The sequence below is a fragment of the Actinomyces sp. HMSC075C01 genome (assembly GCF_001812965.1).
Classification (GTDB): domain Bacteria; phylum Actinomycetota; class Actinomycetes; order Actinomycetales; family Actinomycetaceae; genus Actinomyces; species Actinomyces acetigenes.
The window spans coordinates 6,447-28,081 of the sequence record NZ_KV811003.1 but is presented as its reverse complement, the minus strand read 5'-3'; the positions used below and the strand labels follow the sequence as shown (position 1 = coordinate 28,081).

Annotated in this window: 21 protein-coding genes; 7 read left to right on the top strand and 14 right to left on the bottom strand. The window is 68.2% G+C overall.

What is annotated here, in order from left to right:
* Positions 1–40: 40 nt before the first annotated feature.
* The 8 genes from HMPREF2883_RS08100 to pheS all read right to left on the bottom strand — a co-directional run bounded on the left by HMPREF2883_RS08100 (position 41) and on the right by pheS (position 9,595).
* Entirely contained in the window at positions 41–628 is a 588-nt protein-coding gene (locus HMPREF2883_RS08100) for an arginine repressor (protein WP_070660826.1), read from the bottom strand.
* Complete coding sequence (locus HMPREF2883_RS08095) at positions 625–1,899, bottom strand: acetylornithine transaminase (RefSeq protein WP_070660823.1); 1,275 nt, start codon at positions 1,897–1,899, stop codon at positions 625–627. The genes HMPREF2883_RS08100 and HMPREF2883_RS08095 overlap by 4 nt, the downstream gene beginning before the upstream one ends.
* Positions 1,896–2,822, bottom strand: a complete 927-nt coding sequence (argB, locus tag HMPREF2883_RS08090; RefSeq protein WP_070660819.1) for an acetylglutamate kinase — start codon at positions 2,820–2,822, stop codon at positions 1,896–1,898. The genes HMPREF2883_RS08095 and argB overlap by 4 nt, the downstream gene beginning before the upstream one ends.
* A complete protein-coding gene (argJ, locus tag HMPREF2883_RS08085; RefSeq protein WP_070660816.1) occupies positions 2,819–4,015 on the bottom strand; it encodes a bifunctional glutamate N-acetyltransferase/amino-acid acetyltransferase ArgJ in 1,197 nt (398 codons plus the stop codon). Before argJ ends, argB begins: the two co-directional genes overlap by 4 nt.
* Complete coding sequence (gene argC, locus HMPREF2883_RS08080; RefSeq protein ID WP_070660813.1) at positions 4,012–5,118, bottom strand: N-acetyl-gamma-glutamyl-phosphate reductase; 1,107 nt, start codon at positions 5,116–5,118, stop codon at positions 4,012–4,014. Before argC ends, argJ begins: the two co-directional genes overlap by 4 nt.
* A gap of 87 nt (positions 5,119–5,205) precedes the next feature.
* Positions 5,206–5,724 carry a flavodoxin domain-containing protein gene (locus HMPREF2883_RS08075; protein WP_070660810.1) on the bottom strand — a complete coding sequence of 173 codons (519 nt, stop codon included), beginning with the start codon at positions 5,722–5,724 and terminating at the stop codon, positions 5,206–5,208.
* 126 nt (positions 5,725–5,850) lie between these two features.
* Positions 5,851–8,508 (bottom strand): phenylalanine--tRNA ligase subunit beta, encoded by a 2,658-nt coding sequence (pheT, locus tag HMPREF2883_RS08070; protein WP_070660807.1) that lies wholly within the window; start codon positions 8,506–8,508, stop codon positions 5,851–5,853.
* A gap of 1 nt (position 8,509) precedes the next feature.
* Positions 8,510–9,595: a phenylalanine--tRNA ligase subunit alpha gene (gene pheS, locus HMPREF2883_RS08065; RefSeq protein WP_070660804.1), complete on the bottom strand. Its 1,086-nt coding sequence runs from the start codon at positions 9,593–9,595 to the stop codon at positions 8,510–8,512.
* Positions 9,596–9,795: 200 nt separating this feature from the next.
* On the opposite strand from pheS, the gene HMPREF2883_RS08060 reads away from it, so the two are divergent.
* From HMPREF2883_RS08060 to HMPREF2883_RS08050, 3 genes are read left to right on the top strand one after another with little or no spacing between them, the layout of a single operon-like run.
* On the top strand, positions 9,796–10,659 hold the full coding sequence (locus HMPREF2883_RS08060) for a MerR family transcriptional regulator (RefSeq protein ID WP_070660801.1): 864 nt from the start codon (positions 9,796–9,798) through the stop codon (positions 10,657–10,659).
* On the top strand, positions 10,656–11,672 hold the full coding sequence (locus tag HMPREF2883_RS08055) for an ABC transporter ATP-binding protein (RefSeq protein ID WP_081384524.1): 1,017 nt from the start codon (positions 10,656–10,658) through the stop codon (positions 11,670–11,672). The genes HMPREF2883_RS08060 and HMPREF2883_RS08055 overlap by 4 nt, the downstream gene beginning before the upstream one ends.
* Positions 11,672–13,342 carry an ABC transporter permease gene (locus HMPREF2883_RS08050; protein WP_070660794.1) on the top strand — a complete coding sequence of 557 codons (1,671 nt, stop codon included), beginning with the start codon at positions 11,672–11,674 and terminating at the stop codon, positions 13,340–13,342. The genes HMPREF2883_RS08055 and HMPREF2883_RS08050 overlap by 1 nt, the downstream gene beginning before the upstream one ends.
* 42 nt (positions 13,343–13,384) lie before the next feature.
* Here HMPREF2883_RS08050 and HMPREF2883_RS08045 read toward each other — a convergent pair whose 3' ends face one another.
* On the bottom strand, positions 13,385–13,744 hold the full coding sequence (locus HMPREF2883_RS08045) for a hypothetical protein (protein WP_176747178.1): 360 nt from the start codon (positions 13,742–13,744) through the stop codon (positions 13,385–13,387).
* A gap of 47 nt (positions 13,745–13,791) precedes the next feature.
* Between HMPREF2883_RS08045 and HMPREF2883_RS08040 the strand changes: the two genes are divergently transcribed.
* Together HMPREF2883_RS08040 and HMPREF2883_RS15875 are read left to right on the top strand one after the other, a co-directional pair.
* Positions 13,792–14,268 carry a MarR family winged helix-turn-helix transcriptional regulator gene (locus HMPREF2883_RS08040; protein WP_070660792.1) on the top strand — a complete coding sequence of 159 codons (477 nt, stop codon included), beginning with the start codon at positions 13,792–13,794 and terminating at the stop codon, positions 14,266–14,268.
* Positions 14,268–14,528 carry a type II toxin-antitoxin system Phd/YefM family antitoxin gene (locus HMPREF2883_RS15875; protein ID WP_218638369.1) on the top strand — a complete coding sequence of 87 codons (261 nt, stop codon included), beginning with the start codon at positions 14,268–14,270 and terminating at the stop codon, positions 14,526–14,528. The genes HMPREF2883_RS08040 and HMPREF2883_RS15875 overlap by 1 nt, the downstream gene beginning before the upstream one ends.
* A 120-nt stretch (positions 14,529–14,648) precedes the next feature.
* Here the strand turns inward: HMPREF2883_RS15875 and HMPREF2883_RS08030 are convergent, their stop codons facing one another.
* The 4 genes from HMPREF2883_RS08030 to HMPREF2883_RS08015 form a co-directional block, all read right to left on the bottom strand.
* On the bottom strand, positions 14,649–15,524 hold the full coding sequence (locus HMPREF2883_RS08030; protein ID WP_070660786.1) for an amino acid ABC transporter permease: 876 nt from the start codon (positions 15,522–15,524) through the stop codon (positions 14,649–14,651).
* Positions 15,521–16,177 carry an amino acid ABC transporter permease gene (locus HMPREF2883_RS08025; RefSeq protein ID WP_070660783.1) on the bottom strand — a complete coding sequence of 219 codons (657 nt, stop codon included), beginning with the start codon at positions 16,175–16,177 and terminating at the stop codon, positions 15,521–15,523. Before HMPREF2883_RS08025 ends, HMPREF2883_RS08030 begins: the two co-directional genes overlap by 4 nt.
* A 125-nt stretch (positions 16,178–16,302) precedes the next feature.
* Positions 16,303–17,283, bottom strand: coding sequence for a glutamate ABC transporter substrate-binding protein (locus tag HMPREF2883_RS08020; RefSeq protein ID WP_070660780.1), 981 nt, complete (start codon positions 17,281–17,283; stop codon positions 16,303–16,305).
* Positions 17,284–17,372: 89 nt separating this feature from the next.
* Positions 17,373–18,158 carry an amino acid ABC transporter ATP-binding protein gene (locus HMPREF2883_RS08015; RefSeq protein WP_070660775.1) on the bottom strand — a complete coding sequence of 262 codons (786 nt, stop codon included), beginning with the start codon at positions 18,156–18,158 and terminating at the stop codon, positions 17,373–17,375.
* A gap of 265 nt (positions 18,159–18,423) precedes the next feature.
* On the opposite strand from HMPREF2883_RS08015, the gene HMPREF2883_RS08010 reads away from it, so the two are divergent.
* Together HMPREF2883_RS08010 and HMPREF2883_RS08005 are read left to right on the top strand one after the other, a co-directional pair.
* Positions 18,424–19,074, top strand: coding sequence for a TetR/AcrR family transcriptional regulator (locus tag HMPREF2883_RS08010; RefSeq protein WP_141759074.1), 651 nt, complete (start codon positions 18,424–18,426; stop codon positions 19,072–19,074).
* Between the two features lie 209 nt (positions 19,075–19,283).
* Positions 19,284–20,564: a nucleotide disphospho-sugar-binding domain-containing protein gene (locus tag HMPREF2883_RS08005; RefSeq protein WP_070660768.1), complete on the top strand. Its 1,281-nt coding sequence runs from the start codon at positions 19,284–19,286 to the stop codon at positions 20,562–20,564.
* A gap of 1 nt (position 20,565) precedes the next feature.
* Here HMPREF2883_RS08005 and HMPREF2883_RS08000 read toward each other — a convergent pair whose 3' ends face one another.
* Positions 20,566–21,498, bottom strand: coding sequence for a TrmH family RNA methyltransferase (locus tag HMPREF2883_RS08000; protein WP_070660765.1), 933 nt, complete (start codon positions 21,496–21,498; stop codon positions 20,566–20,568).
* Between the last annotated feature and the right edge of the window lie 137 nt (positions 21,499–21,635).

Here is a 21,635-nt window from a genome sequence, read left to right as displayed (position 1 = left end):
TTGAGGTGACTGGGAATGTCAAGGGTGGTGGGGAGAAAGGTCAGGCTCGGGCCGAGGGATCGGCCAGAGCGAGCAGGTGCCTGGCCACATCGGCTGCAACCTGGGCGCCGCGGGTGATGACCAGGACGGTGTCGTCGCCGGCGATGCACCCCATGACGCCGGGCATCATGGCGTCGTCGACGGCCCCGGCGAGCAGCTGGGCGGCGCCGGCGGGAGTTCGCAGGACCACCTGGGGGCCGGCCCACTCGGCGGTGACGAGCAGCTCGGCGCACCAGCGGGACAGGCGAGGGGTGGTGTGGGCACGCAGGGAGTCGTCGGTCTCCTCCGTCTCGGAGAGGGTTCCGGCATGGACCTGGCCGGGGGCACCGGCCTCAGGCATGGCGTAGATGAGCTCTCCGCCCGGAGCGCGAATCTTCGTGGCCCGCAGCTCCACCAGATCCCGTGAGAGCGTGGCCTGGGTGGTACTGATGCCGCGCTGAGCCAAGGACTTGCGCAGCTGGGCCTGGGAGCGGATGCGTTCACGTGACAGGATCTGGACGATACTGGCGTGCCTGGCGGCCTTGGTCCCGGGAACCAGTGGGGCCGCTGCCGTCTGGTCACGTTGAGAGGCCTCGACTGCGGCACTCATGAACCGGCATTCTCTGACAGGGCCCGAGCAAGGACCTTAGACAGTGTGGTGGTGAAGGCCCTGGCGTCGTCATCGGAGAGGATGAAGGGGGGAGCCAGGCGGATCGTGTCGGGGCGCGGCGCGTTGACGATGAAGCCGCGGGTCGCCAGGGCGGCGGCGAGCTCAGCAGCGGGCGGGAGCCCGTCTCCCATCCCGACACCGAGCAGCAGGCCCCGGCCGCGCACCTGGTCGACTCCGTCAACAGCCGCCAGCTCTCGGGACCAGGCCGAGCCGAGCTGCTGAACCCGGTTGAGCAAGGCCTGGCTGCGGATGGTCTCGATAACGGCGAGCGCTGCTGCGCAGGCCACGGGGTTGCCGCCGAAGGTGGTGCCGTGCTGCCCCGGCTCGAGGAGAGCCGCGGCCTTCCCGGTGGTGACCACCGCACCGATGGGGATGCCTCCGCCCAGTCCCTTGGCCAGGGTGACGACGTCGGGAACGACGCCCGGTGCCAGCAGGTGATGGGCCATCCAGGCGCCGGTGCGTCCCATTCCGGTCTGGACCTCGTCAATGATGAGCAGCGCGCCGGCGGCCTCAGTCAGCTCGCGGGCCGCCTCCAGGTATCCGGCGGGAAGCTCACGCACCCCGGCCTCGCCCTGAATGGGTTCGACGATGAGTGCCGCCACGTCCGGCCCCAGTGCGGTGCGCAGTGCCTCGACGTCTCCGGCGGGGATGAACTCGACCCCGCCGGGTAGGGGCTCGAAGGGCTCACGGTAGGCGGCCTTGTAGGTCAGGGCCAGGGCACCCATGGTCCTGCCGTGGAAGGCATTCTGGAGGGCCAGGACCCGAGGGCGCCGGCTACCGCCATGGCGGCGGGCGATCTTGAAGGCGGCCTCGTTGGCCTCGGTACCGGAGTTGGCCAGGAAGACGCGGGAGTCGTGAGCGGGGCAGTCGGGGAAGGTGAGCCGGACGAGTTCCTCGGCGAGACTGACCTGGGCGGGGGTGGTGAAGAAGTTCGAGACGTGCCCCAGCTCGGAGAGCTGCTCGGTGACGGCCTGAACGATCGCGGGATGCGCGTGCCCCAGGCAGTTGACGGCGATGCCCGCCAGCAGGTCGATGTACTCCTGGCCGTCGGCGTCCCAGACGTGGGCGCCCCGCCCCCGCACCAGGACCCGGCTGGGGGTGCCGAAGGTGTTCATGACGGCGTCGGTGTAGCGGGTCAGCCAACCGGCGTTGCCGGTGCCGGCCCCGTTCACCTCCGCGGTGGGTGCCTGAGCGTGTGAGGAGGGGGTCATAGGCTTTTGCCTCCGTTCAGCGGTGGGACCGGGGCGTCTCCGGGGTGAATGACGGTGCCGACGCCCTGGTCGGTGACGATCTCGAGCAGCATGCTGTGGGCCTGACGTCCGTCAACGACGTGCGCCTGTGCGACTCCCCCGTAGACGGCCCTCAGGCAGGCCTCCATCTTGGGGATCATCCCGGCCTCGAGCGTGGGCAGGAGCTCCTCCAGCGCGGCGGCGCTGATGAAGGGCACCAGCGTGCTGCGGTCGGGCCAGGCGGCATAGAGCCCCTCGACGTCGGTGAGCATGAGCAGGGTGCGGGCCTTGAGGGCCACGGCGATCGCGGCGGCGGCCGTGTCGGCGTTGACGTTGAGGACGGTCTCGGAGTCCGTCGTCAGCGGGGCGACCGAGGAGATGACCGGGATGCGGCCCTGGTCGAGCAGGTCGATGATGGGCTGCGGGCTGACGTCGACAACGTCACCGACTAGGCCGACGTCGACCTTGTTCCCGTCCACCGTGGCCAGGCGCTGCCGGGCTCGCAGGAGTCCTCCGTCCTCACCGCTGATGCCGACGGCGGCTGAGCCGTCGATGTTGAGCAGGGAGACGAGCTCTCTCTGCACGGAGCCGGTGAGGACCATGCGGACCACGTCCATGACCTCGGGCGTGGTGACGCGCAGGCCTCCGCGGAACTCCGAGGCGATGCCCAGCCGCTTGAGCATCGCGTTGATCTGGGGCCCGCCGCCGTGGACGACGACGGGGCGCACCCCGACCTGGTGGAGGAAGAGAATGTCCTGGGCGAAGGCGCGCTTGAGCTCATCGTTGACCATGGCGTTGCCGCCGTACTTGATGACCATGGTGGCGCCCTTGTAGGTGCGCAGCCACGGCACGGCCTCCAGCAGGACGGATGCCTTGGTCTGTGGGTCGAGAGGGGTCCGTTTCATGTCGTGTAGTCCGCGTTGATGGTGACGTATCCGTGAGTGAGGTCGTTGGTCCACACGGTGGCCTCGGCCGGGCCCGCCGACAGGTCGATGTCGATGCGGGTCTCGCGTGGGCTCATGTCCACCGCGTCCCGGTTGGGCTGGGGGGCGCCGTGGCTGAAGATCGTGATGCCGTTGATGGCGACGTCGACCTCATCGGGGTTGAAGGGGCAGACGTCCTCGGGCACGGTCCCCAGCTGGGAGAGGATGCGCCCCCAGTTGGGATCGGCCCCGGCGACGGCGCACTTGAGGAGGTTGGAGGAGCTGACGGTGCGGGCCGCGGCCTCGGCGGCCTCCTCGCTGACGGCTCCGGAGACGGTGATGGCGATGTCGTGGGTGGCGCCCTCGGCGTCGGCCACGAGGCGCCGGCCGAGCCGGCTCATCACCTCGGTGAGCGCCTCGTCAAGCTCGGCCCGGGAGGGGGTGGTGCCGGAGGCTCCGGAGGCCAGCAGGAGGACCGTGTCATTGGTGGACATGCAGCCGTCGGAGTTGATCCGGTTGACGGTTCGCGTTGTGGCGGACGCCAGGGCGTCCTGCGCCTGCTGAGGGGTGAGAACGGCATCAGTGGTGATGACGGCGAGCATGGTGGCCATGCCGGGGGCCAGCATCCCTACTCCCTTGATCATGCCGCCGATGGTCCAGCTCTGTGCCCCGGTACCGACCGTGAGGGTGTCCTCCTTGGAGACGGTGTCGGTGGTCATGATGGCGGTGGCGGCGTCGGTCCCGGCCTGGGGCGTGTCGGCCAGGGCGAGGGCGGCGACGTCGATGCCCTCCAGGAGGACGGGCATGTCGATGCGCTCCCCGATGACGCCGGTGGAGCAGACCAGGATCTGGCCCGGTTCGGCGCCCAGCAGACCTGCGGTGCGGGTGGCGGTGGCTTCGGTGTCGTGCATGCCCTGCGCTCCGGTGCAGGCGTTGGCGCTGCCGGAGTTGAGGACGACGGCGCGGGCGTGGCCCGGCTGCACGCCTTCCTGACCGGCCAGGAGCCGGCGTGACCAGACGACGGGGGCGGCGACGACCCGGTTGGTGGTGAACACCCCGGCCGCGGTGTCCAGCGGTCCGTCATTGACGACGAGGGCGAGGTCAGGCTTGCCGGAGGCCTTGAGGCCGGCGCGCACGCCGGCGGCACGGAATCCCTGGGCTGCGGTTACGCTCACGGTGCGACTCCTTGGGCGGTGATGGCGGTGGTCTCCTTCAGCCCGAGAGCAAGGTTGAGGGACTGAAGGGCGGCACTGGCGGTGCCCTTACCGAGGTTGTCGATGGCGCACATGGCCACGACGGCGTCCGCGCCACGGTCGATAGCGACCTGAACGGTGGCGGTTCCGCTTCCCAGGACGGTGCCGGTGGTGGGCCAGGTCCCCTCGGGCAGCAGCTGGATGAGGCTCTCACCGCTGCCGGTGGCCCCGTAGGCGTCGTTCCAAGCCGCCCGCAGGACGGCTTCGGGTTCGGGGGCCTCGCGCAGGGCCGTAGTCATGGGTGCGGTGACGGTGGCGAGGATGCCGCGGCTCATGGGGACCAGGACCGGGGTGAAGGACAGGTGCACGCAGCCCGCGGGGGCGCCGGCCACCTCCAGGTTCTGGAGGATCTCGGGAATGTGCCGATGGGTGCCTCCGACGGCGTAGGGCTGAGCCGAGCCCAGCGCCTCGGCCGCGGTGAGGTGAGGCTTGAGGGCCTTGCCTGCGCCGGAGTAGCCGACGGCCAGCACCGCGGTGAGCCGGGAGGGATCGAGGAGTCCGGCGGCGATGCCGGGCTGGACCGCCAGGGTGACAGCGGTGACGTTGCAGCCGGGGACGGCGATGCGCCTGGTGGCTGCCAGCTCTTCACGCTGAGCGCGGGCGCGCGTCTCGCCGTGGTGCAGGAGCTCGGGCATGCCGTAGGTCCAGGCACCGGCGTAGTCCGATCCGTAGAAGGTCTCCCACGCCTGCTGGCTGGTCAGTCGGTGGTCCGCCCCGCAGTCGATGAGAAGCGGCGCGCCGCCGCTCGAGGTGAGCTCCTCCAGCGCCGCCGTGACGGCTCCTGAGGCTCCGTGCGGCAGGGCCAGGACGACGACGTCGTGCTCGGCGAGGATCTCCGCCTCAGTGGGTTGGACGATGCGATCCGCCAGGGACAGCAGGTGCGGATGGTGGTCTCCGATCCGACTGCCCGCGGACGAGGCCGCGGTGAGTGCGCCGACCTCCACCTCCGGGTGGGCTGTGAGCAGGCGCAGAACCTCGCCGCCGGCATATCCGGTGGCTCCAGCAACAGCAACTGACCAAGTCATGCAGCAACCATACATCCGCATGCATAGAAATGCATTCATCGCCCGCTGCTGTGATTCATCTCCTCCCTCCACCCTCAGGGGCGAGGACTAGGAGCGATCGCGGCGACCGGTGAGCGTGTCGTCATGGAGGGAGGTGGCGATGGCGTCGGCCCACTGGCGCACCTCGTCCCAGTCGCGGTAGTCGCCCTCACTCGCTCCCCCGAGCTTGGCGATGGAGCGCTCCCGCAGGCTGAGCTTGGAGGGGTCGAAGCGGCCCGCGAAAGTCATGTGATCCTTCGGGTCGATGGCCAGGAGCACCGGGCCGATGCGCATGGGGTCGGAGACCTTGCCCTTGGGCAGGCCGGAGAGCCCCACGGAGAAGGCCCACACGGGCTTGGCCCTGAGGACGTCATGGAAACGCTTGGTGAAGTCGACGGCCTCCGGCGTCCACTTGGTCATGTAGACCGCACTGCCCAGGATGAAGGCGTCATACTCCTCGACGCTGTCGACATCCTCAGGGCGCTTGGTCTCCACATCGATCTGGGCGGCCTGGAGCCGCTCGGCAATCACCGCGGCCACCTCATCGGTGGACCCGTGCTTGGAGGAAGAGGTCAGCAGGATCTTCATGCCGCCTAGTATTACTGAGACCACACCCACTGTCTGGGATCCCCTACTCGACGAAAGCACTGAAAAAGCGCTGACGGCCATGATGTGCATCACATATGGCCGTCAGCGCTGGTAGATCTGCGTGGTTCAGCTGCGCAGCTCGGCCCCCAGAAGCTTGGCGGCCCGCTTGACCACGCGCTTGCGCACAGCGGCGGTCTCCTCGGCTGTCAGCGTGCGGTCGGGGGCCCGCAGCACCAGGGAGAAAGCCAACGACTTCTTGCCCTCGCCGAGCTGGGGGCCGCGGAAGACGTCGAAGAGGCGAACCTCCTCAGCCAGATCCCCTGCGGCCTGTCTGACCAGGGCCTCGACCTCGGCGGCGGTAGTGGTCTCGTCGACGACGAGGGCGATGTCCTCCTTGGCGGCAGGGAACGTGGAGACAGCCTTGACCTGGAGTGCCCCGGCGCTGCGGGCGGCCTCCAGCAGCGGGTCGAGGTCGATCTCGACGGCGCAGGCACGCTCGGGAAGTCCGAGCGCGCGCACCACCCGCGGGTGGAGCTCTCCGGCATGGGCGACGAGCCTGCCGGGCTCGATCTCCTTGCCCCGACGTCGGCCGGGCAGGCGGATCTCCGCGGTGCGGCCGGGGTGCCAGGGAGCGTAGGGGTGCTCAGGGGCGCAGACCTCGACCTGCACCCCGAGCGCCGCGGCCACGGTACGAACCACCTCGACGGCGTCGGCCCAGTCCCAGAGGCGGCCCGCCCCGAGAACCCCGGAGCGTTCGTGCTCACCGGTCATGACGGCACCGACGTGGGTGGGCTGGGCGGGGATGCCCGCCTCGAGGGCGGCCTCCTCGGACTGGCTGGGGCGCTTGGAGGTTCCGGGGATCGGGGCGGGAACGGTTCCGGCCGGGTGGGTGACGGAGCCGACCTCGAAAACGGCGACGTCAGTCAGGCCACGGGAGACGTTGCGCCGGGCGACGTCGACCAGGGAGTCGAGCACGCTGGTGCGCAGGTAGGGGGCGTCCTCAGCCAGGGGGTTGGCCAGGCGGAGCCTCTGGCGGCGAGCGTCGTCGGCAGGGATCTCGAGCAGGTCGTGGACGTCCCCGATGAAGGGGTAGGACAGGACCTGGGTGAGTCCAGCATCGGCCAGGGCGCGCACGATGTCACGGCGGGCCCTCTGGTCAGCGCTCAGTCCCGTGCCGGCGGGGGCATTGGGCACGATGACCGGGATGGCGTCGTATCCGTCGAGGCGGGCGATCTCCTCAGCCAGGTGGGCGGGGCCCACCAGGTCCGGGCGCCAGGTCGGCGGGGTGACGGTCAGCAGGACGGTGCCGTCGTCGGCGGAGCCGCTGTGCTCCACGGTGCATCCGATGGTGGTGAGCAGCTCGGTGACGCGCTCGGTTCCGTAGGCGACGCCGGTGAGGCGCTCGGCGGCGTCGGCGCGCATGGTGATGGGCTCGGGGGCTCGGGTGCGGTTGATGTCGGTGGCCACAGGCTCGGCGGTGCCGCCGCCGTACTCCACGAGCAGGTCAACGGCCCGCTGAGCGGCGATGGGCGCCAGCTCGGTGTCCACGCCGCGCTCGTTGCGTTTGGAGGACTCGGTGGGCAGCTTGTGGCGTCGCGAGGAGCGGGCCACACTGACCGGGTCGAAGTGGGCGGCCTCGATGAGGACGTCGCAGGTATCGGCGTCGACTTCGCTCAGGGCCCCGCCGAAGACGCCGGCCAGGACCAGGGCCCGGGAGCCCGCGCCCTCCGGGGAGTCGGCGATAACCAGGTCCTCGGGGTCGAGGGTGCGGGTGACCTCGTCGAGGAAGGTGAGGCGCTCACCCTCTTGAGCACGGCGCACGACGATGGGGGCGGTGAGCTTTCCGGCGTCGAAGGCGTGCAGCGGCTGGCCCAGGTCGAGCATGACGTAGTTGGTGACGTCAACGGCCAGGGAGATGGGCCGCATGCCTGCGGCGGCCAGGCGGTCCTGCATCCAGGTGGGCGACGAGGCACTCGGGTCGATGCCGCGCACGAGGCGGGCGACGTAGCGATCGCATCCGGGGCGCCCGTGGATGGGGCGGGGGTCCTCGGGGACGACGACGTCGAAGCCGCCCTCCCCGACGGGGGCCACGCCGTTGGGGTACAGCCCCGTGTTGGTGGCGTCGGCGGGGTCGGTGAAGCGGGCACCGGTGGAGTGGGAGTACTCGCGGGCCACGCCGCGCATGGAGAAGCAGTAGCCGCGGTCCGGGGTCACGTTGATCTCCAGGACCTCCTCCCCCAGGCCGAGGATGCCGATGGCGTCGGTCCCGGGTGCGGGCGGCTCCTCGCCCTCGTGGCCGTGCTCGGACAACCACTGCTGGAGCACGATGATGCCGGAGTGGTCCTCCCCGATACCCAGCTCGCGGGCCGAGCAGATCATGCCGTCGGAGACGTGGCCGTAGGTCTTACGCGCCGCGATGCGGAAGTCGCCGGGCAGGACGGCGCCGGGCAGGCAGACCACGACGTAGTCCCCGACGTCGAAGTTGTGGGCGCCGCAGACGATGCCGCGGCTGGGCAGGTCGGAGGGCTCCTTGCCGGTGCCGGGGGCGTCGTTGTGCTCGGGGCCGACGTCGACGCGGCAGTAGTTGATGACCTTGCCGTTGGACTGTTCCTTGGCCTCACGGGTGAGGACCTTGCCGACGACGAGGGGCCCGGTGACGGCCGGGGGAACGATGCGCTCCTCCTCCAGGCCCACGCGCACGAGGTCGGCGGCGAGCTGCTCGGCGCTCAGGCCGGTGGGGACGTCGACGTGCTCGCGCAGCCATTCGATGGGGACGTAGGGCATGTCAGTTTCCCTTTCCAGTGGTGCCGAACTGCTGGGAGAAGCGGATGTCGCCCTCGACGATGTCATGCATGTCGGCGATTCCGTGGCGCAGCATGAGGGTGCGCTCCAGGCCCATGCCGAAGGCGAAGCCCGTGTAGACCTCGGGGTCGATGCCGCAGGCGGTGAGCACGTTGGGGTTGACCATGCCGCAGCCTCCCCACTCGATCCAGCCGGCGCCGCCCTTCTTCTGCGGGAACCACAGGTCCATCTCGGCGCTGGGCTCGGTGAAGGGGAAGAAGGAGGGGCGCAGGCGGGTGCGCGCCTCGGGGCCGAACATGGCCTTGGCGAAGTGGTCCAGGACGCCCTTGAGATGCGCCATCGTCAGCCCCTTGTCCACGGCCAGGCCCTCGACCTGGTGGAAGACGGGGGTGTGGGTGGCGTCGAGCTCGTCGGAGCGGAAGACCTTGCCGGGGCAGGCCACGTAGATCGGGGGCCGCTGATCGAGCATGACGCGGGCCTGGACCGGAGAGGTGTGGGTGCGCAGCACGAGGTTGGCGGCCTGCCCCTCGGCGGCCCCGACGCTGACGCCGTCGACGTAGAAGGTGTCCTGCATCTGCCGGGCGGGGTGGTCAGCGTCGAAGTTGAGGGCGTCAAAGTCGAACCACTCGTGCTCGACCTCCGGGCCCTCGGCGATGGACCAGCCCATAGAGGTGAAGAAGTCGCAGACCTCGTCAATGAGGATGTCGAGGGGGTGACGGGCACCCGCCTGCGTCCGCGAGGTGGGGATGGTGACGTCAACCGCCTCGGTGCGCAGCATCTCTTCCTCGGCGGCGGCCTCGAGCGTCTCCTGCCTGGCGGTCAGCGCCTTGGCGATGCGCCCGCGAGCGCCCCCCAGGAGCCTGCCGGCGGTGGGCTTGTCCGCCTTGTCCAGGGTGCCGATGAGCCGGTTGGCCAGGGTCAGTGGTGAGGCGTCGCCGGTGTGGGCCAGGCGGGCCTCCTTGAGCTCGGCGAGGGTGCCGGCTGCGGCGAAGGCGGCCAGGGCCTCCTCGACGGCGGCGTTGATGCCGGCCTCGTCCAGGGGCGAGAGCGCGCCGGGAGCGTCAGTCATATGCGGTGCCTTCCACCAGGTGTCTCCGGGGTTGTCCGCCCTTAAGGGTAGTCCGCGCCGTCGCGAGGGTGTGAATCGTCCCGTCACCGGGGTGGCGCGGGGCCGTTGCCCCGCTTGGTCATGCGCTGTCATGCGCTCCGGTCGGGTTGCTGCCACCTGGGACTTGACGGTGACGTTACGTCACCTGCTGAGATGGATTCATGCACGTCAAGGAGCTCGCCCGGATCGCCGGTACCACGCCGAGGGCGGTGCGCTACTACCACCACCTGGGTCTGTTGGAGATTCCGCCCACGGTGCGGGGGCGGCGCGAGTACGGCGTCGAACACGTGGCCCGTCTGCTGCGTATCCGGTGGCTGGCCGACGGCGGACTGTCGTTGACCCAGGTGGCTGAGATGCTCGCCTCGGACACGATCGGCACCGATCAGGACTCTCGTCGCGAGGCGGTGCTGCGCGATCTGCGGGCCACGCGGGGCACGATTGAGGCGCAACAGCGCAGCCTGGCCGAGCAGGCCTCCCGGGTCGATGAGCTCATCGCCCGGGTGGAGCGCGGTGAGGGCCTGTCCCCCGCTCCCAGCGCTCTGACTCGTTTCTACGACGACATCGAGGCCCGGATCGCTCGCCTGGGCGGCAGTGTGCGAGTGCTGGGGGCCGAGCGTCAGATGATGGTGGTGCTCGCCTCGCTGGGCATGGTGCCCGACAGCGTGGTCCCCTTCATCGAGGCGCTGGATGACGATGATCGAGAGCTGTCCGCTCAGCAGATCATGGACTTCACCCGCCTGGCCACGCTGAGCGAGGTCGAGGGGCGCGTTGAGGCGCACCGGCTCGCGCACGACAGCTGGAGGCTGGCGTGCCGCCACAAGGAGCACGCCCTGGCCGTCCTGGCGGACCTTCCCTCGGGTGCTCTGGGGCGCGCCATGTGGCGACTGACCCATGTCCTGACCACGTCCAGCTATCCGTATCCGGCTCAGCAGGCCTTCGTGGCTGAGCTCATGGAGCTCATGCTTGCCGATCCGGACTTTGCCGCAACGATCCGCCGCTCGGCGGGAGAGGAGCCAGTGCTGTGAGAGTCAAGAGAGCCAAGGTGAAGAAGGCAACGAGTACGTCAGCAGCGATGTCCCGTACGGATGCGCACGGGCCCACCACGGACTCCCCTCCCCCTGCGGTCCGTGACCTGGGAGCCGGCTGCGAGCGACCCGTGCGCGTGCACGGTCTGGTCAAGCGCTTCGGGCACTTCAGGGCGCTTGACGGCCTGGATCTGACGGTGGAGGCGGGCAGCGTCCACGGCTTCCTCGGCCCCAACGGAGCGGGTAAGTCCACCACGATCCGTGTCCTGCTGGGGCTCTACCGGCCCGACGGCGGCAGCGTGAGCGTGCTGGGCCGCGAGCCGTGGAAGCAGGCCGCGCTCATCAACCGGCAGGTCTCCTATGTTCCCGGTGACGTGGCGCTGTGGCCGGCCCTGACCGGTGGACAGGTGCTCGACGCCCTGGCCGGGCTGCGCGGCTCTCACGACGCCGAGCGGGAGGCTGAGCTCATGGAGCGCTTCGACCTGGATCCCAGCAAACGGATACGGACCTACTCCAAGGGGAATCGGCAGAAGGTGGCTCTGGTGGCCGCCCTGGCCGCGCCCACGAGCCTGCTGGTACTCGATGAGCCCACCAGTGGCCTGGATCCGCTCATGGAGCGGGTCTTCACCGAGGAGGTCGCCAGAGCCTGCAGCGAGGGCCGCACGGTCCTGCTCTCCAGCCACATCCTGGCCGAGGTCCAGCGCCTGTGCAGTGCGGTGACGATCATCAAGAACGGCCGGGTCGTCGAGCACGGTGACCTGGGGACCCTGCGGCGCTTGTCGCGCACCCGCATCGAGCTGGGCGCTGCGGCCGACGAGCTCGGCCCCGTCAGGCAGGCGTTGGAAGCCCTGGGGCTCGACGTCGTCGAGGACGGTGGCCGCCTGAGCCTTGAGGTGCCGCCGGAGCAGGTGCCAACGGTGCTGAGCCTCGCGGGCGAGCACCGGATCCAGGACGTCAACTGCGAGCCTGCCAGCCTGGAGGATCTCTTCCTGCGTCACTACGAGGAGGTCTGATGAACGCCGTATCGAACACAGCAGCGGGCGCGACAGTGGTGGCCATCAGCTCCGGCGCGAGCGGCACCCTGGCCGGCTGGGACACCTACCTGAGGGTTCTGCTTCGACGATTCCGGTTTCAGATCTCGGCCTGGTTGGTGCCCCTGTGGCTGTTAGTCGGTGTCACCGCGCCGAGCTACGAGAGTTTCTACCCCTCGTTGGAGACTCGGACGGTGCTCATCGAGCAGATGCGCAAGTCTCCGGGAACGCGCCTCCTCTACGGCTATGTCCCCTTGCCCGGCCGGCTCGGTCAGCTCCTGCAGTGGGAGACCGGGGCCCTCCTGCTCGTGTGCACCGCACTCATGGCGATTCTGCTGACGTGCCGGGTCCTGCGGGCCGATGAGGACGAGGGGCTCATCGAGGTTCTGCGTGCCACGGGCGCGGGCAGGTCAGTTCCCCTTCTCGTGCCGGTGGCCCTGGTGTGGGTGGTGGTCGGCGCCCTGTCTGCGGGGGTCGGAGGCATTCTGACCTGGCAGACCAGGAGCATCGAGGAGCTGACGGTCAGCGGGGCCTGGGCACTGGCCGGGACGATCTGCGTGACCGGCTGGGTGTTCTCGGCTATCGCGGCGGTGGCCTCCCAGCTGGGTCGTCAGGCGGGCCAGGCCAGGGGCCTGTCCATGACGATGCTCGCACTCGCCTTCGTGCTGCGGGTGAGCGCCGACCAGATCTCCGACGGCAACGGCTCGGACTGGCTCCGGTGGCTGACTCCCCTGGGGTGGCGCGACCTCGTGCGCCCGTACACCGATGACCGGTTCACGGTGCTCGCAGCGTGCTGTGCCGTGGCCATCACTGTGGCGCTCGGCGCCGTGGTACTCGCCGCGCGCCGTGAGTACCTGGGCGGCTACCTGCCCGACCGCAGCTCGTCTCGGCGCCGGTGGCGGGTGCGGGGTCATGTGGATCTGCTCGGGCGCCTGTCGTGGCACGGTCTCGTCGGCTGGGCCCTGGCCTCGACAGGGCTGGCACTCCTGTACGGATCCGTCTCTGGCAGCATCAAGGACCTGCTGGCCCCCGGTTCTCCGACGGCGTCCTATGTCGACAAGATGGCCGTGGGATCCCCGGTGGAGCAGTTCATGTCCCTCATGACGGTGGTGACAGTACTGCTCGTGGCCGTGGCGGCGGTGCGACGGATGAACTGGCTGGCGGGTCTGGAGCGCGCAGGCCTGGTGGAGGTCGAGCTCGCCGCCGGGGTCAGTCGTGGCCGAGTGCTCCTCTGCCAGGTTCTGTGCGCGCTCATCGAGTCGATCATCTTGCTGCTGGTCTCGGCGACGGTCCTTGCGGCGACGACGGCGACTCAGCTCACCGACGACCATGCCGTGGCGCGTTCCTTCGTGTTCACGGTGAGCCAGCTGCCCGGCATGGTGGCGGCCATCGGGATCGCAGCGGCCCTGGTGGGCCTGGCGCCGAGGCTGGCCGGACTGTCCTGGGTGGTCGTCACCTGGAGCGCTTTCGCCCAGTTCTTCGGTGGACTCGTCGGCCTCAAGGACTGGGCCAAGGACCTCAGCGTGCTCGGACACCATCTCGACGTCGTCGGAACCCCCGACTGGGAGCCTCTGGCCGTCCAGACCGTGGTTGGCCTCATCGGCGTCATGATCGGCCTGGTCGCCTACACCCGCCGCGACCTGCCCGCCTGACGACGAGACCGCCCTCTCCCACCTCGCCATCTCGCTTTGCTCTCAGAGCAGACATACCGCGCTGACCAGGTGGACGAGGGCAACGGCAAGAGGGAACACCACCATCCCCGGAACACGGTGCACGACACCGATCAGCGCGTCTCCAAGCTGGGCGGCCGCCGCTGCGACCAGGACGAGCAAGGTCAGCGGCCGAGCAGGAGCCAACCAGACGACGGCAGCGACCAGCACTCCGAGCGGGACGCTCCGGGCCGCGTACATAGCCGGATAGAAACGCTCCCCGGACTCGCCGTCCCAGGAAGGGTCGAGCGTCTGCGGGCGGATCACCGCAACGACACCGAAGCCTGCTGACATGATTCCCAGCGCCGAGTTCAGCAGCGCAAGCCACCACGGCATGAGGACCACCCCTTATCGTTCACATCTGAATCATTCCGTACTGTACCGTTTCTCTCATGACCGGAGAAGATGGCCACGCAATCCTGTCCTCAACATGCTTCCAGCTCGGCGTTGCAGGCAGCCAGATCACCCAGTCCTTCTCGAGACGCCTCGAGCACGTCGGCCTGTCCCACAAACAAGTGGGACTGCTCGCCGTCGTCGACGCCGGAGTGGCGACCTCCCAACGGGAGATCGCCACACGACTTCATGTCGCCCCAAGCCTGGTGGTCACACTGGTCGACCAACTCACCAGTACCGGCGCCGTGCGCAGGACACGTAGTCGGAACGACCGTCGAGTGCAAACCATCGAGATCACCGACGAAGGGCGCAGGCTACTGAAGGCCGCCACCGACGTCACCAGCAGACTCGACGCCGACCTGCGCACGGCCCTCTCCCCTGACGATCAACAGGCCTTGGACAGGCTCCTGCCTTTACTCCTTCACGCCGCTGTGACAACAAGTACGGAGTGCGGCGCTACCGTTGCTACGGGGTGATGTATATTCAGACGATCACACACCGGGAACTGCGCAACAACAGCGCCGCGATCCTCCACCAAGTTCAGGCTGGTCAAACGTTTGAGATCACCAACAATGGTGAACCCGTCGCGATACTCTCACCTATTTCCCGGGACCGGCTCTCCATCCTCAGGCAGCAAGGAGCGGTCCGTCAAGCGACGCATGTCGACTTCAAGGCCCTAAAACGCACAGCAGACATGAGCTCCCCAGCCGTATTGGACGATCTTCGTGGGGAATAATGAGCGTCTACTACCTCGATACCTCCTCCGCAGCCTTGAAGTTGCTCATTGAGGAGAAGGAGGCTTATTCACAGCATCCGTCAAAGGCGCTGTGAATAAGCCTCAATAGGTCGCCCTCCCTCAGCGAGTACGCGCCTCGATGTACCGGGCCAGTGCCCCCAGGGACCAGTTCACGATGATGTAGAGCACGGCGATGATGACGTAGGTCTGGAAGAAGACCGACAAATGGGCATCGATCTTCGCCTGGCCGATCATGGTGGAACCGCGATACATGAGCTCGGGGTAGGCGAGCACGTATGCCAACGTCGTCCCCTTGATGATGGTCACCATCTGCGTGACAAGGGTTGGGAGCATGAGGCGCAGGGCCTGTGGCGCCAGGATGAGGCGCATGGTGAGCGATGGAGTCATCCCCAGTGCCCAAGCGGCCTCGGTCTGGCCACGGTCCAGCGCCCGGACACCGGAGCGGAAGACCTCCGCCGTCGTCGCCGAGGTGCACATGACGATGGGCAGTGCCAGCTTCCAGAAGTCCGAGATCGTGGCGAAGCGGGGAACCACCAGGAGGAAGAAGTAGACGAGCAGCAGCATCGGCACCGCCCGCATGGCATCGATCCACAGACCGACCAGCCACCTGATGGGGCGGTTGTCCAGCAGGCGGAGCCAGCCCAAAGCGATTCCCAGAGGGAAGGTGAGCACCGCGGCAACACCCCCCAAGGTCAACGTGGTGCCGGCCGCCTCCAGGAGCTGACTGACGACCGACTGCCCCAGGAAGTAGCGCCACTTGGGATAGTCGAGCTGTCCCGCGAGGTCCAGCCGGTAGAGGACCACGGCCGCCAGCGCCGCGATTCCAAGGACGGCGACGACTGATCCGATGGCGATCAGGATGCGCCCCCGCGGCCCGGGCTCATCGAAGAGCAGTGCCGCATCCGCCGCCCCGGAGCCTTTGCCCCGCGGCTTGGCGGGGCGTGGCTCTGTCATCGTCATGACCTTTTCGCTCATGCCTGTTCCTTCCCCATGAACTCGAGGCGTCTTTCAAGAAGCCCACCGAGCTTGGTGGCGGCGAAGGCGATGGCCAGATAGGTAAGGCCGGAGGTGAGGAAGGTGATGACTCCCTCGGCTCGTTCCTGGTTGATTCTCTGCGTCACGGCCGTCAGCTCGACGACGCCGATAGCCGCGGCAAGCGAGGAGCCGATGAGGCAGGCGATGAAGATGTTGACCAGTGGCTGGATCGTGCGGGCCAGCGCCTGGGGCAGGACGATGCCGCGAATGATGAGCCCGAAGGGCATGCCCAGTGCACGGGCGGCTTCGATCTGTCCCTTGGGCACCGAGTTGATCCCGCTGCGGACCGTCTCACACACGAATCCCGATGAGGAGAAGACCAGCGCCACGATCACCGACCAGAACAGTGGGATGGTGATACCGACATGAGGCAGCGCCAGCCCAACAAGCACCATGAGGCACAGATTGGGGATATTGCAGGCCACTGTCACCCATGCCGCCCCCAGCGTACGCAGTGGAGGGATGGGACCGACCCGGAAGATGGCCATGAGCGACCCCAGGAGCAGCCCACCCAGGTAGGACAGGACGGAGATCACCAGCGTGACCAGCAGCCCCCAACCGATAGCAGGGAGATTGTCGGTAATGGCACTCACAGTCGCCTCCTTGAACGATGCGGGTCTTCACCATGACGGGAATGCTGCCGGCTGCCACGCCGTCGGCCCGGCGGCCGATCCGCTCGGGCCGAGGACGCAGCGAGCCTGACAGGCAGTGAGGTCGTTCAGGAGCTCTGCGCGGTCGCGTCGCCGCCGGCCGAGGACCCGGGCACCGAGCCGAGGGCCGGGGGCTGAGGGGCGGTGCCACCGAGGGACTTGCCGATCGTCGCCTCCCAGATCCTCTTCCAGGTGCCGTCGTCCTCAATCGTCTTGAGGAAGGTGTTGACGAAGGCCTGCGCCCCGGAGTCCTTGGGAAGTCCGATGCCGTAGGGGTCCTCGGCGAAGGTATCACCGACGATCTTGACCTTGTCATTGGACAGGACCTCGCTCTTGAGCAGGGACTGGTCCACGACATAGGCCTTGACCTGCCCGCTCTCGACGGCGGCGACGCACTTGGCCTGGGTGTCGAAGGGCTTGGCGGTGGCCTTGGGGGCGTACTTCTTCAGCGCAGCGGCCGATGAGGAGTTGGACTGGACCGCAACGTCCCCGGTGAGGGTATCGACACCGGTGATGTCCTTGTTATCGGCCTTGACCAGGATGGCCTGGCTGGAGGCGTAGTACGGGCCGGCGAAGTCGATCTTCTTGGCCCGCTCCGGGGTGATCGTGTAGGTGGCGATGACGGCCTTGACCGTACCGTTGGTCAGAACTGTCTCGCGCGTATCGGCCTTGACTGGCTGGATCTCAAGAAGGGAGCGAGCGTCGTCACCGCCGATGATGTAGCGGGCCAGCGCCTGGGCAATGGCCGCATCGAAGCCGGACACCTTCTTCGTCTTGGCATCCTCCCAGGAGAAGACCTCCGAGGTCTTGATCCCGCCGGTGACGAGCTTGCCCGCCTGCTTCACGGCGGCAGCCCAGGGGGAGGCGGCCACGACGTCGGCGGCGGCCACCGGACCGGAGTTGATTGCCTTGTCGTAGTCGGCGTCGGAGGCCGTCGACGAGGCGATGGCCTTACCGTCGGCGCCCGTGTCGGCGCAGGCGGCCAGGACGCCTACCAGGGAGAGGGCGCCGGTCGTGGCCAGCAGTCCACGGCGGGAGAGGGTGGTCATGGTGTTCCTTTCGTTCGGACGGGGAGGGGCCGTCCCAGGCGCTGGGCCTGCGGTGGTCGCCGCACTCGGGAGAGGATGCGGTTCGGGGCTCAGTGGCTGAGCACCTTGGAGAGGAAGTCGCGGGCACGCTCGGTGCGCGGGGAGGAGAAGAACTCGGCAGGTCGGCCGGACTCGACGATCTGGCCGCCGTCCATGAAGACGACCCGGTCGGCGACCGAGCGGGCGAAGCCCATCTCGTGGGTGACGACGAGCATGGTCATGCCCGAGGCCGCCAGGTCCTTGATGACGTCGAGAACCTCGTTAATCATCTCGGGGTCCAGGGCGCTGGTGGGCTCATCGAAGAGCATGAGCTTGGGGTCCATGGCCAGCGCGCGGGCGATGGCGACGCGCTGCTGCTGGCCTCCAGAGAGCTGGGAGGGGCGCTTTGCAGCCTGGTCCTCCAGACCGACTCGGGCCAGCAGCTCACGGGCCCGTTCCTCGGCGCGGTCTCGGGGGATGCCGCGTACCTTGATGGGCGCCAGGGTGATGTTGTCCAGGACCGTGCGGTGCGGGAAGAGGTTGAAGGACTGGAAGACCATCCCCACCTCGGCGCGCAGCTGAGCCAGAGCCCGGCCCTCCTGAGGCAGCGGGATCCCGTCGATCTCGATCCGCCCTTCCTGGATCGGCTCGAGGCGGTTAACGGTGCGGCACAGGGTCGACTTGCCCGATCCGGAGGCGCCGATGACCGCTACGACCTCGCCACGGTGGATGTCGAGGGAGACGTCGTCGAGAGCCTTGAAACGGCCGTAATACTTGGTGACGTGGCTGATCCGCACCAGGACGTCATCGTTCTGGTCTGCGGCGGTCTGGTCAGGAGAGGGTGCGGATGCGGTCACGAGTACCTCGTCTCAACATGGGTGTGGGAGCGTCATCTGTCTCATCGACAGCAACAGCAACACATCCGCATGCGCACTGCATTCCTCCTTGGCTCGTGTCAGCCTACACATTTAAGAGAGTTCCAACCTCTCGTCAGGAAGGGTAGCACCGTCTCCAACCGGAGCGTCAACCGTCTCAGAGCGTCTCGGATCCTGGGACGATGCTCACACGCCATGCAGAGCACCTAACCGTGTATGCCGACCATGCGGTCGTAGTCTCATCTGCATGAGTCCAGCGAATACCACCGATCCGCGCCGCCGCCTCCAGCCCGAGCAGCGTCGGGAGGAGTTGGTGAGAGTCGGCGTCGAGCTGTTCGCGGAAGGAACACTGGACCGCACTCACGTCAACGAGATCATTAAGCGGGCCGGCGTCTCACGCACGCTCTTCTACCACTACTTCCCCTCCAAGATGGCCTTCGCCCGCGCCATCGTGGAGTACGAGATCCTTCATCTTCACGGCCTGGTCGAGCAGCAGACGGCACTGACCCTGGAAGGGGCGATTTCCACCTTCGCGGGCTACGTGAAGGCCAGGCCAGACAGCCTTCGAGCGCTTCACACCGGAGGCCTTGACCAGGACCCTGAGATCGCGGCCGCGCTGGCCACCAGCTTCGAGCGTTACGAACGCCTCGTCCTCATGCTCATGGGCATCGCCGAGCCCGACGAGCGCGCCATGTTCGCCGCCGAGGTGTGGATCAGCACGATGATCACCCTGTGCCTGGCCTGGCTTGATCACCCCGAGATCAGTCAGGAGACCATCACGAACATGTCCGCCCAGACGCTGCGAAGCCTGGTGTCTCAGGCTCGGCAGGGCGCCGAACACACCTCCAAGCCGGCCGCGACACCGGCCACCGCCCACGAACCAGTGAGCGACCGCTGAGGGGGTGGGCGTCGAGCCGCACTGAGACTCAGCGCTCCCCTGGGGCCGCGCACACCCTTTTTTCCAACATTTTGAACCTGTCGTAAAAAAGGCGTTCGCATAGGCGCGAACGTGCTAACCTCTCCCCCGGTTGTACAAGACGTACAATAGAACGACGATGAGGGCTCCCCGCACTGTGGCACCCCTCGCTCTCAGAAGGAGAGCCGATCATGCCTCAAGGCACCACTGGAGATGTGGTGGCTGTACGCCGCAGGACGTCGCGTGTCCTCTTCGCTCCGGAGACATTCAACTTCGCCGAGGTGACCCGGGCGATCGAGGTGGCCCGCCGGATGCCTTCGCACGTTGAGTGCGTCTTTGCCGGCTTCTCGCGACGCAACACCGAGTACATCAGGGCCGCGGGCTTCGAGTTCCGTCTGCTGACCCCCTACCTCAGTGAGGAGGAGGGACGGCTGGCTCTGAACTTCGACCAGGGCCGCAGCCTGCATCACCCGTTCACGGCGAAGATGCTGGCCCAGCGGGTGACAAGTGAGCGCGTGCTGCTGCGCTCCCTGCGCCCGGACGCCGTTGTCATCGGAGTAACTCCCAGCCAGTTTATTTCTGCACGGGCGGAGTGCGTGCCGCTGGTTTTCGTACGGCCCTTCGCCTACTCCCTGGCGCACCTGGAGGCGGCGCGCACCACCGGGGCCACCGGCTTCCTGCCCCGCACCTGCCTGGAGGCGTGCCTGGCCGACAACATGGCCGCCCATGCGCTCCATGCGCTCGGGACGCGGCTCCCCCTGCCTTGTTCCTTCCATTCTGTGGCCAGGGCCAATGGTGTCTCGCTGCCCCAGGGGGTGCTCAACGGGCTCACCGCCGATCTCAATCTCATCACCACTGCCCCGCATCTGCTGCCTGGGTGGCTGAGGATGCCGCAGGGGCACCGGGTGGTGGGGCCGGTCTACGCCCGTCTGCCCGGGGAGCTCCCCGAGTTCCTGACCGACCTGGCCGCCGGCCCCCAGCCCCTGGTGTACTTCACCATGGGCTCATCGGGGAACCGTGACCTCGTCCTTGCCGTGCTGGCAGGCCTGAGCCGGGCGGACTGCCAGGTGCTGGCTCCGGTGCGCACCCACCTTCGCGAGGAGGACCTGGAGACTCTTCCGCGCAATGTCCACGTCACTGACTGGCTCCCGACCCACGCGCTGGGCGGCGCCGTCGACCTGGCCATCACTCACGGCGGGGAGGGAACGGTGCAGACCAGCTGCGCCCAGGGGTGGCCCTTCATCGGGATTCCGTTGCAGCTCGAGCAGCGATTCAACGTGCAGCGTTGTGTGGCCTTCGGCTCGGCCAGGCTCGTGTCGCGCAGGGAGGCCCGCAGGACCGACTGGGCGGAGCTGGTGCGCCAGGCCCTGGCCGACGACGGCATGCGTTCGCGCGCCCGGCGAATGGCCACGCTCATGGAGAGACTCGACGGACCGGGCCGGGCCGCCGAAGCGATCTGCGAGCTGCTGTGAGTCAGCTGCGGCTAGAGTTCTGGGCCTGTGCCCGGGCGCTGGCGTAGAGGCAGACGGCCGCGGCCGCGGCGACGTTGAGGGACTCCGCCTTGCCGTAGATGGGGATGGAGACGACGGCGTCGGCTCGGCTCAGCGCCTCTGAGGGCAGGCCGTGGGCCTCGTTGCCGAGCAGCCAGGCACTGGGCGCCTCCAGGAGGGACTTGGCCTCGAAGAGGTCGAAGTCCCCGCGTCCGTCGGCGGCGAGGACGGTGAGTCCGGCGTTGTGGAGGGCGGTGACTGCGTCGTCGAGGGCGACGCCGGTGACCACAGGCAGGTGGAAGAGGCTTCCGGCGGTGGAGCGCACGACCTTCGGTGCGGTGGGGTCCACGCTGCCGCGTACGAGGACGACGGCGTCGGCTCCGGCGGCGTCGGCGGCCCGGATGATGGTGCCGGCGTTGCCGGGGTCCTGGGCCTGGGTGAGGACGGCGACGAGCCTGGCCCCTTCCAGGGCGGCGGTCAGCGCCTCGGAGCCGGTGGCCTCCTCAGTAGCCACGACGGCCAGGAGGCCCTGGGCGTCGGGGCTCATGGCGTCCATGACCTGCTGGGTGGTGACGTGCACGTAGAGCCCGGCGGCCACGGCCTCGTCCCAGATTTCGCTGTGGCGCTCGAGGGCCGCCTCGGTGAGGTAGACGTCGAGCACGCGGCCGGGGGCGTGCCGGACGGCCTCGCGCACACCCTGGGGGCCTTCGACGAGGAAGCGCCGGTGCTTGGTCCGCGCGTTGCGGCGCGACAGGCCCGCCACCCGGGAGATGCGGGCCGAGGCAGGATTGCTGAGCACCTCGTGGCCGGCGGCCGGGCCCTGGCTGACGGTGCGCCGCCGCGGCCCGCAGGCCTGAGGACGCTCGGCAGAGTCGTCCCGAAATTCGTCAGGGTCCGGCATGGAGGTAGAACTCATGGCATGAGCCTACGGGCAATGGAAGGGAAACGTCACTGTCCCAGACAGCAATCGTCGCAAGCGACTCTCACCTTCCGGAACCAGGTGCCAAACAAAGTCGTTGCGAGGTCTCTCGTGACGGTTGTCTAGCAGCTCCC

What these genes read in the sequence shown, in the direction of transcription:
- pheS (WP_070660804.1), bottom strand. Translation starts at nt 9,595, where the DNA reads ATGACTGACGCTCCCGGCGCGCTCTCGCCCCTGGACGAGGCCGGCATC.
- HMPREF2883_RS08060 (WP_070660801.1), top strand. Translation starts at nt 9,796, where the DNA reads ATGCACGTCAAGGAGCTCGCCCGGATCGCCGGTACCACGCCGAGGGCG.
- HMPREF2883_RS08010 (WP_141759074.1), top strand. Translation starts at nt 18,424, where the DNA reads ATGAGTCCAGCGAATACCACCGATCCGCGCCGCCGCCTCCAGCCCGAG.
- argB (WP_070660819.1), bottom strand. Translation starts at nt 2,822, where the DNA reads ATGAAACGGACCCCTCTCGACCCACAGACCAAGGCATCCGTCCTGCTG.
- HMPREF2883_RS08000 (WP_070660765.1), bottom strand. Translation starts at nt 21,498, where the DNA reads ATGAGTTCTACCTCCATGCCGGACCCTGACGAATTTCGGGACGACTCT.
- argC (WP_070660813.1), bottom strand. Translation starts at nt 5,118, where the DNA reads ATGACTTGGTCAGTTGCTGTTGCTGGAGCCACCGGATATGCCGGCGGC.
- HMPREF2883_RS08095 (WP_070660823.1), bottom strand. Translation starts at nt 1,899, where the DNA reads ATGACCCCCTCCTCACACGCTCAGGCACCCACCGCGGAGGTGAACGGG.
- HMPREF2883_RS08020 (WP_070660780.1), bottom strand. Translation starts at nt 17,283, where the DNA reads ATGACCACCCTCTCCCGCCGTGGACTGCTGGCCACGACCGGCGCCCTC.
- HMPREF2883_RS08030 (WP_070660786.1), bottom strand. Translation starts at nt 15,524, where the DNA reads ATGAGCGAAAAGGTCATGACGATGACAGAGCCACGCCCCGCCAAGCCG.
- HMPREF2883_RS08040 (WP_070660792.1), top strand. Translation starts at nt 13,792, where the DNA reads ATGACCGGAGAAGATGGCCACGCAATCCTGTCCTCAACATGCTTCCAG.
- HMPREF2883_RS08005 (WP_070660768.1), top strand. Translation starts at nt 19,284, where the DNA reads ATGCCTCAAGGCACCACTGGAGATGTGGTGGCTGTACGCCGCAGGACG.
- HMPREF2883_RS15875 (WP_218638369.1), top strand. Translation starts at nt 14,268, where the DNA reads ATGTATATTCAGACGATCACACACCGGGAACTGCGCAACAACAGCGCC.
- pheT (WP_070660807.1), bottom strand. Translation starts at nt 8,508, where the DNA reads ATGCCCTACGTCCCCATCGAATGGCTGCGCGAGCACGTCGACGTCCCC.
- HMPREF2883_RS08100 (WP_070660826.1), bottom strand. Translation starts at nt 628, where the DNA reads ATGAGTGCCGCAGTCGAGGCCTCTCAACGTGACCAGACGGCAGCGGCC.
- HMPREF2883_RS08050 (WP_070660794.1), top strand. Translation starts at nt 11,672, where the DNA reads ATGAACGCCGTATCGAACACAGCAGCGGGCGCGACAGTGGTGGCCATC.
- HMPREF2883_RS08075 (WP_070660810.1), bottom strand. Translation starts at nt 5,724, where the DNA reads ATGAAGATCCTGCTGACCTCTTCCTCCAAGCACGGGTCCACCGATGAG.